This window comes from Pseudomonas sp. WS 5410 (genome assembly GCF_012985645.1).
In the GTDB taxonomy this organism is placed as follows: domain Bacteria; phylum Pseudomonadota; class Gammaproteobacteria; order Pseudomonadales; family Pseudomonadaceae; genus Aquipseudomonas; species Aquipseudomonas shahriarae.
The window spans coordinates 1-12,598 of record NZ_JAAQWS010000001.1 but is presented as its reverse complement, the minus strand read 5'-3'; the positions used below and the strand labels follow the sequence as shown (position 1 = coordinate 12,598).

Genomic DNA, 12,598 nt, shown 5'->3' with positions numbered 1-12,598 from the left:
ACAGCGATCAGGCAGCAGGTGCGCGTAGCACGCGGGCCTTGGTGAAGACGGCTGCATGCTGATTATCGGCAAGCCAGTGCTGGTTTTTTACTTCACGCCAACAACCGTTGGATATGCTCCTGCAGCGTATCCAGGTCAAACGGCTTGGCCAGGATCGGTGCATTGCGCGTAATCGGGCTATTGCAGTCGAGGATCTCCTGCGGATAACCACTGATAAAGATCACCTTCAGCTCCGGCCGCAGCTTGATCGCGGGCTCGGCAATCTGCACCCCGGAAATTCCGCCAGGCAGGCGATAGTCAGTCACCATCAAGTCCAGGTGGGGCTTGGAAGCGAGGATTTCAAAGGCCTGCTCGCCGTTGATGGCCTTCAGTACCCGGTACCCCAGGCCCGAAAGGTACTCGCCCAATACGAACATGATCGACTCGTCGTCCTCGACGATCAGTACAACATCTTGCGCATCTTCACTCATGGGAAGCCTTTGTCCGGTCAATTGCTGCTGATACGACCCTTGGGTCACGCAGAGGTTGCGTCTGGCTGACGATTGATTTCACGCCGCGCCCGCCAAAGGCAGGCACACACGGAACAATGCGCCCTCGCCTATCCGGCTCTCGACTTCAATCGTGCCGCCGTGGGCCGCAACGATCTGCTCAGAGATAAACAGCCCCAGGCCCAGCCCTGCCACCGCATGGTTGGCGGACACCCGCTCGAACTGCTGGAAAATCCGCTTCTGATTGTCTTCGCTGATGCCGATGCCGTGATCCCGTACTTCCACCCTGGCCTCGTCATGTTCGGCGTACACCCGCACCGTCACCGGGCTCTTGGCGCCGTAGCGCAGGGCATTGGTCAGCAAGTTGGAGACCACCTGCTCAATACGAAACTCATCCCACTTGCCCTCCACCGGCTGCGGCGCATCCAGTTGCACCGACGACTCGGCCGCTGCCACTTGTGGGGCAAAGTTCTCCAGCAGGTTGCGCACCAACTGCGCCAGGTCGAAATGCCCCGGGCGGATCGACAATTTGCCGGTGCGGATCCGCGAGACGTCGAGCATGTCTTCGATCAAGCGGATCAGGCTCTGGATCTGCCGCTCATCGCGGTCGACCATGGCGTGCATCTTGTCCAGGGTAAAGGCGGCCGCGTTATCCCGAGCCAGGTGCATCTTGCGCAGCTGGGTTTCCAGGATCAGGCCGTTGAGGGGCGTGCGCACCTCGTGGGCGACGATCGACATGAAGTCATCGCGCATGCGCACCGCCTGCTCCAGTTCCGCCTGGGTCGCCTGCAGGCGGTTGAGCAACAGTTCCTGCTCGCGGCGACTGTGCTCCAGGGCTTCGACCTGCAGCTTCATGGCCTTGCTCTGGCGATACAGGTCGACGAACACATTGACCTTGCTCTTGACCGCATGGATGTCCAGCGGCTTGTGCAGGAAGTCCACCGCACCGCTCTCATAGCCTTTGAAGGCGTAGTTGAGCTCACGACCGGCGGCGCTGACAAACACGATGGGAATGTTCTTGGTCTTTTCGGTGCCGCGCATCATTTCGGCCAGTTCGAAGCCATTCATGCCGGGCATCTGCACGTCGAGAATGGCCATGGCGAACTCGTGCTCCAACAGCAGCGACAAAGCTTCGTCGGCACTCAATGCCTTGTAGACATGACGGTCCTCGCGCTTGATCAGCGCTTCAAGGGCCAGCAGGTTTTCCGGCAGATCGTCGACGATCAGCAGTTTGGCCTGGATAGTACTTAGCATGAGGAGGGTTCCAGGGAAGCCAGCAAATCGCCAATGCGGCTCAAGGTGAGAATATGGTCAGGGGTATGCAGCGCCAGGGCCGCCATGGGCATTACGGCCACCCGGGCCTCCGCAGGGTCCTGGATGACGGTGGTACCGCCGAGCTGCTTGACCTGGGCCAGGCCGCGCGCGCCATCCTGGTTGGCGCCGGTCAGCAGGATCGCCAGCAGGTTCGGGCCATAGACGTCGGCGGCCGACTCGAACAGATAATCAATGGCCGGGCGGGAGTGATGCACGCGCTCTTCCTGGCTCAAGGACAGGCTGTGGTCATGCTCCACCGACAGGTGGTAGCCAGGGGTGGCAAAATACAGGGTGCCGGGCTGGATCGTTTCCTTGTCCCGGGCTTCTACTACCGGTATTGCCAGACGCCGATCAAAGACTTCTGCCAACTGGCTGCGACGTTCATCCGGCAAGTGCAGCACGGCGATGATCGGTAGGTTGAACCCGGGCGCCAAGGCCCCGAAAACACTCAGCAACGCCTCGACCCCGCCGGCGGAAGCGCCAACGACAATGGCTTGGACACCCGACACCAAGGCCGGGCTGGCAGCTGCTTCATTCATGATTTGCGGTAGATCCGTTCTTGCTTGACCAGGGGTTCGAACTGTTTGCTGTAGGCGGAGAAGTCCAGGGTTTCCTTACTGCCCAGCACCAGGAAGCCACGATGACACAGTGACTCATGAAACAATCCAAAGGCCCTATCCTGCAACTTTTTATTGAAATAAATCAGTACGTTACGACATGAAATTAATTGCGTTTCTGAGAATACGCTATCCGTCGCCAGGCTGTGGTCGGCGAACGTTACGTTCTCGCGCAGAGTCTTGTCGAAGATTGCGTAATCGTAGGCCGCCGTATAGTAATCGGCAAACGACCGCTGCCCGCCCGCCTGCTGGTAGTTGTGGGTATAGGCTCGCACACTCTCCAGGGAGAAGATCCCCTGCTTGGCCTTTTCCAGGGAGCTGGGGTTGATATCAGTGGCATAGATGATCGTGCGTTCGAGCAGCCCCTCCTCACGCAGCAGGATAGCCATGGAGTACACCTCCTCCCCCGTGCTGCAACCGGCGATCCAGATCTTGATCGACGGATAGGTCTTGAGCAGTGGCACCACTTCCTGGCGAATTGCCAGGAAGTGCGACGGATCACGAAACATCTCGCTGACCGGAATGGTCAGGAACTGCAGCAACTGCATAAAGGCCGTGGGATCGTGCAACACCCGCTCCTGCAAGGCCGAAATGGTCTTGCAGTCGAACTGGCGCAAGGCATGGGCCACACGGCGCTTGACCGAAGCCCCTGAGTAGTCGCGAAAGTCATAGCTGTACTTGAGGTAAATCGCCTCGATCAGCAAGCGCAGTTCAATATCAGTACTTCGATCCACTTAGTGTATTTCCACTTAAATGCGTTCCATCTTGGGCAACCACACCCGGATCAGCGAGAACAGGCGGTCCAGGTCAATGGGCTTGGCCAGGTAATCGTTGGAGCCCGCCGCGAGGCAGCGTTCCTGGTCGTCTTTCATCGCCTTGGCCGTCACCGCGATGATCGGCAGCTTGCGCCAGCGTGGATCCTGGCGGATCAGGGCGGTGGCTTCGTAGCCGTCCATCTCCGGCATCATCACGTCCATCAACACCAGGTCGATGTCCTCGACCTCATTGAGTCTCTCGATGGCCTCACGGCCGTTACGGCCAATGACCACAATCGCGCCCTTGTGCTCCAGGGCGCTGGTGAGGGCGAAGATGTTGCGTACATCGTCGTCCACCAGCAGCACCTTGCGCCCCTCGAAGACCTTGTCGCGACTGCGGGCGGTCTTGAGCATCTTCTGCCGCTCCTGGGACAGCTGGGATTCGACTTTGTGCAAAAAGAGTGTCACTTCATCCAGCAACCGTTCAGGTGAACGTGCGCCCTTGATGATGATCGAGCGCGAATACTTGCGCAGCTCAGCCTCTTCGTCCCGGGTCAGGTTGCGCCCGGTGTAGACGATCACCGGCGGGAACGAACAGATATCCTCGGTGGCCATGCGCTTGAGCAACTCGTTACCGAGCATGTCCGGCAGCTTGAGGTCGATGATCATGCAGTCGTAGACCGTGCTGCGCAGCAGGTCCAATGCTTCCTGGGCGAAGCCGACGGCGGTGATTTCAATGTCTTCATCGCCGATCAGGCGGGCGATGCTCTCGCGCTGCAAGTCGTCGTCTTCCACCAGCAGGATGCGTTTGACCTTCTGCGTCAGCTTGGCCTCCAGGCGTGCAAACACGTCCTTGAGCTCTTCGCGGGTGGTGGGCTTGACGGCATAGCCGATGGCGCCCATATGCATGGCGGCCTCCACGCGATCCTCCACGGAAATCACATGCACCGGGATGTGGCGGGTCTCGGCGTGCTCCTTGAGGCGTTGCAGCACGGTGAGCCCGGAGTGGTCCGGCAGGCGCATGTCCAGCAGGATCGCGTCGGGCAGGTACTGCTCGGCGAGGTTGTAGCCCTCGTCCGCACCATGGGCCACCAGGCAGTGGTAGCCCAGTTCATGGGCCAGGTCGAAGAGGATCCGCGCAAAGTTCGGCTCATCTTCCACCACCAGGATGCAACGGGTGGCGAACGGTGCCAGCTCGCGGTCGTCGGCAAAACGCGGTATCAATGCTTCGTCAGCCATCGGCAGCGGCGAAATCTTCACTGGCGCCACGGGTGCGGGAGCAACCGTCACGGCCCGCGGCTGCTCGATAGCCGGCGCGTCTTCGTCGCGCTCCACATACTGCTCCGGCAGCACCAGGGTGAAGATACTGCCCTGGCCCGGCTCACTGGTGACATTGATATAGCCGCCAAGCAAGGTGGCCAGGTCACGGGAAATCGACAGCCCCAGGCCCGTACCGCCATAACGACGGTTGGTGGTGCCATCAGCCTGGCGGAACGCCTCGAAGATGCTTTCCTGCTGGTCCAGGGCGATGCCGATCCCGGAGTCGCGCACGGTAAAGGCGATACCCTCCCCCGGCTGACGGGAAATGGTCAGGCTGACCTGGCCCTTCTCGGTGAACTTGACCGCATTGGACAGCAGGTTCTTGAGGATCTGTTCCAGACGCTGGCGGTCAGTGAACAGCATCAGTGGCGCGCCGGCCTGGACCTCCACCTGGAAACCCAGCTTGCGGTCGCTGGCCAACGGCTCGAACATCCCGCGCAAGCCCTCGGCCAGGCGCGCCACGCTGGTGTTCTCGGGGCGCATATCGAGCTTGCCGGCCTCGACCTTGGCGATATCCAGGATGTCGTTGATCAGGTTGAGCAGGTCGTTACCCGCCGAGTAGATCGACTCGGCAAACTTGACCTGTTCGGCACTGAGGTTTTCCTCGGAGTTCTCCGCCAGCAACTTGGCCAGGATCAGCGAGCTGTTGAGCGGCGTACGCAGCTCATGGGACATATTGGCCAGGAATTCGGACTTGTACTTGCTCGAGCGCTGCAACTCATCGGCGCGCTCCTCCAGCTCGACCTGCACGCGATTGAGCTCGACGTTCTTGCGGTCCATGGCGTCGCGCTGGTCGGCGAGGATCTGGGCCTGATCGGCCAACTGTTCGTTGGTCTGTTCCAGCTCGGCCTGCTGGGTTTCCAGGTGGGTCTGGGACTCCTTGAGGATGCGCGACTGCTCTTCCAGCTCCTCGTTGGCGGTCTTGAGCTCTTCCTGCTGCACTTGCAGCTCTTCATTGAGCTGCTGGGTCTCGGCCAGCACTTCCTGGAGGCGCTGGCGATAGCGCGCCGCCTCGATGGACGTGCCGATATTGCCGGCGATCAGTTCCAGCAACTCCACATCGCGCTCGTCCAGTGCGCGCAGAAAGCCCAGCTCGATCACCCCGTTGACCCGATCATCATCGCTGGTCGGCACCACCAGTACGCTGCGCGGTGCGCCATCGCCCAGGCCGGAACTGACCTTGAAGTAGTCCACCGGCACATCATCCAGGCGAATCAAGCGATGCTGCTGGGCAGCCTGGCCGACGATGCCCTCGTCGCGGTAGATCGCCTGCTCCTGCTGCTCCTGCTCACGAGAGAAGCCATACGTCGCCACGCGCTTGAGGCCACCGTGCTCCTCACGCACATACAGCGCGGCCACCACCGAGCCCATGTATTGGGCACAGAACTGCAGGATATTGCGCCCCAGCAGGTTCAGGGTCAGTTGACCAAGCACCTGTTCGGCCAGCTCGGTCTGGCCGTTGCGCAGCCAGGCCTGCTGTTCCAGGCGCTTGGCAATCTTCATCTGCGAGGCCAGGTTGGCACTGTAACTGTCTGAAAGAGCTAATAGATTCTTCCTTCCGACATAGGCCAGGAAGCCGCTCAAGCCCAACACGAACAGCAAGTAAATCGCCACGCTGAATACCGTGGTGCGGGTCACGTCCTCATTACGCTCGAGCCGGAACTGCTGCTCCATGGCAATCGCTGCGTCGTATTCCTTGCGGATCTCGTCGGTCAGACGCTTACCCCGCCCGGCCTTCACCGCGCCACGGTAGTCACCGTTTTGCCGTTGCATGTCGATCATCGTCTGGGCGTACTTGTTCCACTCCAGCTGCAATGACTCCAGGCGCTTGAGACGATCCACTTGCTGGGGGTTATCCGCGACCAACGACTGCAAATTGCGCAGATCGGAAATGATCCGCGGCTTGGCCACCTCGTAGGGGTCGAGGAAATGCTCGTCGCCAGTAATCAGGAACCCGCGCATGCCGGTTTCCTGATCCACCGTCAGTTTTGCGGTCTCATTAAGGTTATTGATCACCCGGTCCGTGTGCTCCACCCACTGGATAACCGACAACAGATAGGTGATCAGGCACACGAAAAACACCGCGCTGAGCACGCCCACACCCAACGGCAAAGCCACGTTGCGGCTCAGGAGTTTGCGGAAGCTGTTTTCATCGACTGACGAAGCGGGAGTCATGGGCGTGCCTTGGCCAAGTGCGGAAAAACCGGAAGTTTGCCCCAAAATCGACCACAAGGGCTATGTTTCTGCCGTATTTCAACGACACAGCCAGGACATCAAGCCTGATTATCGGCACAATGCCCGCCCTGTTTCGGGAACTTGCCGGGATCGACGCAACTCACTAGAGGATGGTCTTTCAACTGCTCAAGACCTGTACCTCCACTATCTGGGAACCCTCACTATGTCCGCAGCCTCCACCATCCTTGTCGTCGAAGACGACGCCATCGTGCGCATGTTGATCGTCGATGTCCTCGAAGAATTGGAGTTCAAGGTGCTTGAGGCTGCAGACGCCGAAGCGGCGCTGGCGTTCTTGGAAGACAGCGCCCATGTGATCGACCTGATGATGACCGACTGGGGCCTGCCGGGCATGAATGGCAAGGAACTGGCGGTAAAAACCCGCACATTGCGCCCAGCCCTGCCCATCCTGCTTGCCAGTGGCTATGCCGAAAACATCGAGTTGCCTGGCGGTGTGCAGATGATTGCCAAGCCGTTCTCCATTGAGCAACTGCGCGACAAAGTCAAAGGCATGCTGGTGGGCGGCTGATCGCACCCAGGTGTCCGTAGGCGGCCTTGTTGTGGCGAGGGGGCTTGCTCCCGCTGGGGCGCGAAGCGACCCTGAAACGAGACTGGGGCCAGCCCGCTCACCACAAGCCACTGTTCGCGCTCGCTATTTGGCCTTGAACTTGGAGTAGGACTGGTGCAAATCAGCCGCCCAGCCGTCTATCACCCCCTTCACGTCAGCCGCTCTCATGACCTGGCTATCGTTGTCCAGCGGCTTGCCAGTGCCTTTGCGCACAACCTGGGCAAGCACCCGCCCACTGTCACCATCGAGAAACTGCGCCTCGGTGCCCAAGGTGGTTTCCTGGTCGCGAATCCCTGTGCCGGTACTCACCGCTGCTGCCACCAGGGCCACCGGAATGAATTCATAGGGCTTGAGGCCTTCAGTCTTGCGACTGACCGCCGTGATCGCCGCCCGTACCACGATCACCCCGGGGCCCGGAGCGCTGGCCAATGGCAATGACTTGACCAGCTCACGCTTTAGCGCCTGGTTGTAGTACTCGTTGATGCTGCGCAAGGTGTCTTCGGGGATTTGCGCCGTGGCTTGGGGCTTGGGGAAAAACTGGGTCGGCTCGATATACACCGAGGTGTAGCGTTTCAGATTCAGCTTGGGATCGACCCAGCGCATCACCTCTACGCCCGATGGCGACTTGGCTTCCTTCAACTGGCTGTAGTCCGAAAGAAACCCCGAATACTCGTCCGGCTGCGGGACTTTACTCGCGCAACCGGACACCCCGAGTGAGGCAATACACAACGCACTGATCATCAGCCCTAGCTTCATGGCGCAACTCCTTGGCGTTTATCGCCGAAACGTGAAGTTACAGGTATAGCCAATTCCTCAGAAATAACCTGCCTCCAGCCCCCAAGTGCGGGTTATTTCGCAGCTTCGATTTGCCCCGCAGTTGGGCGCTCCTGCTTAACCTCAGCGCCGCCGAAACAGCGGCCGCGGCTCAATCACCGAGCGGCCATAGCTCACACTCATGCCCGCCAGGCCCTTGAGCGCGTCAGCGGCCGACTTGTCCTCGCGCACGGCGAACCCATCGAAGCCACACTGGCGCATATGGCTGAGCTGGTCGCGCAGCACATCCCCCACCGCCCGCAACTCACCCTGCCAGCCCAGGCGGGTGCGCAGCAGGTAGGCCTGGCTGTAGGCTCGGCCATCGCGAAAGCTGGGGAAGTCCAGGGCAATCAGCGGCAGCACATCCAGCCACGGCTGCAGGTGTTCCACTTCATCATCCGGGCCGAGCCACACCGCGTCCTGTGGCGGGTCTGGCGCAATGCGCCGGCTCAGCCACAGGGCCAGCGGCAGAATCAGTGCACCCTCGGGCAGCGGTACTTGTGCATCGCGCACCAGGGTCCAGGGGTCATCGTGCTTGATACGCGCCACGCCCTGTTCCAGGCTCAACAGATTGTTCATGCCGGTTGTACCACGCTGCCATACACCCGCTCCTTGAACGGCTCCAGGCCGATGCGTTGCACGGTGTCGATAAAGGGCTCGTCACTCTCCCGGTAGCGGACGTAGGTGGCGATCAGGCGGGAGATCACATCCGGGATTTGTGCCGCACTGAACGATGGGCCAATCACCTTGCCCAGCGCGCTGGCCTTGCCCTGGGCACCGCCCAGGGTGATCTGGTACCACTCGCTGCCATTTTTATCGACCCCCAGGATGCCGATATTGCCGATATGGTGATGCCCACAGGCATTGATGCAGCCGGAGATATTCAGGCTGATATCGCCCAGGTCATGCAGGTAGTCGAGGTTGTCGAAGCGCTGCTGGATCGCCTGGGCGATAGGGATCGACTTGGCGTTGGCCAGGGCACAGAAATCGCCGCCCGGGCAGGCGATGATATCGGTCAGCAAGCCGACATTGGCGCTGCCCAGGCCCTGCTCGCAGACCAGGGTCCACAAGGCATGCAACTGCGCCTTGGGCACATCCGGCAGCACGATGTTCTGTTCATGGGCGATGCGGATTTCACCGAAGCCGAACTGCTCGGCCCACTGCGCCACGGCGTCCATCTGCGCGGCACTCACGTCGCCCGGCGGCGCGGCGATCCCTGGCTTGGTGGACAGCACCACACTGCTATAGCCGGGTACTTTGTGGGGCTGCACATTGCGTGTCACCCAGCGCGCGAACGCCGGGCTGTCGGCCATGTGCGTGCCAAAATCCAGGTCGGTATCGGGCAGGGCCTGATAGTCCGGTGGTACAAAGGCCGAGGCCACGCGCTGGTACTCATCCTCGGTCAATTGCGCCGGGCCATCGCGCAGGTGCTGCCACTCCTCCTCCACTTCCTGGGAAAACGCCTCGATACCCAGGGCCTTGACCAGGATCTTGATCCGCGCCTTGTATTTGTTATCGCGCCGACCATGGCGGTTGTACACGCGCAGGACCGCTTCGACATACGACAGCAGATGCTGCCAGGGCAAGCCATCGCGAATCTGCAAGCCGAGGATCGGCGTGCGCCCGAGGCCACCGCCCACCAGCACGCGCAACAGCATCTGGCCGTCGGCGTCCTGATATAGATAAAGGCCGATGTCATGCATCATGATCGCCGCCCGGTCCTGGCGGGCCGAGCAGATGGCGATCTTGAACTTGCGCGGCAAAAACAGGAATTCGGGGTTGATGGTCGACCATTGCCGCAGGATCTCTGCGAGCGGGCGCGGGTCCAGCAGTTCGTCGGCGGCCACCCCGGCAAAGGCTTCGGTGGTGATGTTGCGCACGCAGTTGCCCGAGGTCTGGATCGCATGCATGTCGACTTCGGCCAGGCGCTGGAGGATGTCGGGGACCTGCTGCAACTCGATCCAGTTGAACTGCATGTTCTGGCGCGTGGTGAAGTGGCCGTAGCCGCGGTCGTAATCCCGGGCAATGCTCGCCAGGGTGCGCAACTGCTGCGCACCGAGGGTGCCGTAGGGAATCGCCACCCGCAGCATATACGCATGCTTTTGCAGGTACAGGCCGTTTTGCAGGCGCAGCGGCAGGAATTCCTCTTCGCTCAAGTCGCCAGCGACAAACCGTTCGACCTGATCACGAAACTGCGCCACACGCTCGAAGACCAGAGCCCGGTCGTACTCATCGTACCGATACATCTCGCTACCTCATCATGGCTGACCGCGCTCGACGGCAGCGGTTTCAATGGGGGCGACTATGCACCTACAGCTCAAGACGTCACAGATTCAGCTAAAAACTAAAAAACCATATCAGCCACGGAATACCCCATGTTTTAAGGGATAGATTCTGATCCGTATTAATGTAGTTTTTCTGAGCCTGTTTTGTTTTTCATGGATTTCCTACAGTGCCCGGGACTTGAAACCGTGGAAGACTGACCATGAGCACAGCATCAACCGGGCAGGCCTATAACTATAAGGTTGTCCGTCAATTCGTCATCGCCACCGTGGTTTGGGGCGTTATCGGCATGGCCATGGGCGTTTGGATCGCCTCGCAACTGGTATGGCCGGACATGAACCTGGACCTGCCCTGGACCACGTTCGGCCGGTTAAGGCCGCTGCACACCAGCCTGGTGATTTTCGGCTTTGCCGGCAGCGCGCAATTTGCCGCCAGCTACTACGCGGTCCAACGTACCTGCCAGGTGCGCCTGTACAGCGACTGGCTCGCCGCCTTTACGTTCTGGGGTTGGCAGTCGGTGATCGTGATCATGCTGATCACCCTGCCCCTGGGCTACACCACCACCAAGGAATACGCCGAGATCGAATTCTCCGGCGCGGTGTGGATGACTGTGGTGTGGGTGGCCTACGCCATCGTGTTCTTCACCACCGTGGTACAACGCAAGACCCAGCACATCTACGTCGGCAACTGGTTTTTCGGCGCGTTTATCGTGGTGATCGCTATGCTGCACGTGGTCAACCACCTTTCCATCCCGGTGGACTGGTTCAAGTCCTACCCGGTGTATTCCGGCGCCACCGACGCCATGGTGCAGTGGTGGTACGGGCATAACGCAGTAGGGTTCTTCCTGACCACCGGGTTCCTGGGGATGATGTATTACTTCGTGCCCAAGCAAGTCGGGCGGCCGGTGTATTCCTATCGCCTGTCCATCGTGCACTTCTGGGCGCTGATCACCCTGTACATTTGGGCCGGCCCCCACCACCTGCACTACACCGCGCTGCCAGACTGGGCGCAGTCGTTGGGCATGGCCATGTCACTGATCCTGCTGGCGCCCAGCTGGGGCGGGATGATCAACGGCATGATGACCCTGTCGGGTGCCTGGCATAAGCTGCGCACCGACCCGATCCTGCGGTTTCTGGTGTTGTCGTTGGCGTTCTACGGCATGTCGACCTTTGAGGGGCCGATGATGGCGATCAAGACGGTCAACGCCCTGTCCCACTACACCGACTGGACCATCGGCCACGTCCACGCGGGTGCCTTGGGCTGGGTGGCGATGATCACCTTTGGCTCGCTGTACCACATGATCCCGAAAGTCTTCGGCCGCGAGCAGATGTACAGCGTGCCGCTGATCAACCTGCACTTCTGGCTGGCAACCATCGGCACCGTGCTGTACATCGCCTCGATGTGGGTCAATGGCATCACCCAGGGCCTGATGTGGCGGGCGGTCAACGACGACGGCACCCTCACCTACTCGTTCGTAGAGGCCTTGCAGGCCAGCCACCCTGGGTTTGTGGTGCGGTTTGCCGGTGGGGTGTTCTTCCTGGGCGGCATGCTGCTGATGGCCTACAACACCTGGCGCACCGTACGGGTGGCTGACTTGAAGGTGGCGCACAGTGATGCGCAGATCGCCTGATGTGGGAGGTCATTTTCAACCTGGCGGCGGTGATCTGCCTGTATGGCGCCGTGGAGTACTGCCTGCGCGGGCAATCGGGAACCGAGCTGGATGAGGCGAGCCTGATACCGTTTGCCGACGACCCGGAAGTGGCGCGGCGGGTGGAGCTGGCGACGGGCAAGCAGGTCAAGGCGGTGGCGCCTGAAGAGGCCAAGCCGGGCTGGGGTAATGTAGAGCTCTAAAGCTCGGTGTTGGGCTTTTTGTGGGAGCGGGCTTGTGTGGGAGCGGGCTTGCCCGCGATGGCCATAGGTGTCTACACAGCTCGCTCTTTTTTGGTTATTGGGAATGAGTACATATCCGTTGCTGCGGTCACGGCGGCTATTGGTTCCGCTCTTACAGCGGGTCACTTTTGGAAAAGAGCCCCAAAAGTAACCAAAAGGGCTCTTGCCCCACCACTCGGTGCCTCGCCTAGGCTCGGCATGCCCGCAGTCAGGCATTGCTCCGTGGGCCCGCCGCGATCGGCCATCCATGGCCGTGTCGCGGCTACCCCGGCATCCATGCCGGGGTGCCCACTGCGCAATACCTGCCTGCGGCCATCG

11 protein-coding genes are annotated in these 12,598 nt (G+C 60.6%); 3 read left to right on the top strand and 8 right to left on the bottom strand.

Annotated features, from left to right (window positions below):
* Positions 1-92 precede the first annotated feature (92 nt).
* The 5 genes from HBO24_RS00055 to HBO24_RS00035 all read right to left on the bottom strand — a co-directional run bounded on the left by HBO24_RS00055 (position 93) and on the right by HBO24_RS00035 (position 6,669).
* The gene (locus HBO24_RS00055) at positions 93-470 is read right to left on the bottom strand and encodes a response regulator (RefSeq protein WP_057440084.1); all 378 of its coding nucleotides are present in this window, start codon (positions 468-470) and stop codon (positions 93-95) included.
* Positions 471-548: 78 nt separating this feature from the next.
* Positions 549-1,742, bottom strand: coding sequence for a hybrid sensor histidine kinase/response regulator (locus HBO24_RS00050; protein WP_057440083.1), 1,194 nt, complete (start codon positions 1,740-1,742; stop codon positions 549-551).
* Entirely contained in the window at positions 1,736-2,341 is a 606-nt protein-coding gene (locus HBO24_RS00045; protein ID WP_057440082.1) for a chemotaxis protein CheB, read from the bottom strand. Before HBO24_RS00045 ends, HBO24_RS00050 begins: the two co-directional genes overlap by 7 nt.
* The gene (locus HBO24_RS00040; protein ID WP_057440081.1) at positions 2,338-3,153 is read right to left on the bottom strand and encodes a protein-glutamate O-methyltransferase CheR; all 816 of its coding nucleotides are present in this window, start codon (positions 3,151-3,153) and stop codon (positions 2,338-2,340) included. The genes HBO24_RS00045 and HBO24_RS00040 overlap by 4 nt, the downstream gene beginning before the upstream one ends.
* Positions 3,154-3,168: 15 nt before the next feature.
* On the bottom strand, positions 3,169-6,669 hold the full coding sequence (locus HBO24_RS00035; protein ID WP_057440080.1) for a response regulator: 3,501 nt from the start codon (positions 6,667-6,669) through the stop codon (positions 3,169-3,171).
* Positions 6,670-6,892: 223 nt separating this feature from the next.
* Here HBO24_RS00035 and HBO24_RS00030 point away from each other — a divergent pair, with 223 nt between their 5' ends.
* Complete coding sequence (locus HBO24_RS00030; RefSeq protein WP_057440079.1) at positions 6,893-7,255, top strand: response regulator; 363 nt, start codon at positions 6,893-6,895, stop codon at positions 7,253-7,255.
* Positions 7,256-7,378: 123 nt separating this feature from the next.
* Here the strand turns inward: HBO24_RS00030 and HBO24_RS00025 are convergent, their stop codons facing one another.
* The 3 genes from HBO24_RS00025 to HBO24_RS00015 all read right to left on the bottom strand — a co-directional run bounded on the left by HBO24_RS00025 (position 7,379) and on the right by HBO24_RS00015 (position 10,353).
* Positions 7,379-8,050 (bottom strand): DUF3313 domain-containing protein, encoded by a 672-nt coding sequence (locus tag HBO24_RS00025; RefSeq protein ID WP_057440078.1) that lies wholly within the window; start codon positions 8,048-8,050, stop codon positions 7,379-7,381.
* Positions 8,051-8,191: 141 nt separating this feature from the next.
* Entirely contained in the window at positions 8,192-8,686 is a 495-nt protein-coding gene (locus HBO24_RS00020; RefSeq protein WP_057440077.1) for a DUF934 domain-containing protein, read from the bottom strand.
* On the bottom strand, positions 8,683-10,353 hold the full coding sequence (locus HBO24_RS00015) for a nitrite/sulfite reductase (RefSeq protein ID WP_170059080.1): 1,671 nt from the start codon (positions 10,351-10,353) through the stop codon (positions 8,683-8,685). Before HBO24_RS00015 ends, HBO24_RS00020 begins: the two co-directional genes overlap by 4 nt.
* A gap of 239 nt (positions 10,354-10,592) precedes the next feature.
* Between HBO24_RS00015 and ccoN the strand changes: the two genes are divergently transcribed.
* Positions 10,593-12,020, top strand: coding sequence for a cytochrome-c oxidase, cbb3-type subunit I (gene ccoN / locus HBO24_RS00010; RefSeq protein ID WP_170045618.1), 1,428 nt, complete (start codon positions 10,593-10,595; stop codon positions 12,018-12,020).
* Positions 12,020-12,241 (top strand): cbb3-type cytochrome c oxidase subunit 3, encoded by a 222-nt coding sequence (locus HBO24_RS00005; protein WP_115128136.1) that lies wholly within the window; start codon positions 12,020-12,022, stop codon positions 12,239-12,241. Before ccoN ends, HBO24_RS00005 begins: the two co-directional genes overlap by 1 nt.
* The last annotated feature ends 357 nt before the right edge of the window (positions 12,242-12,598 follow it).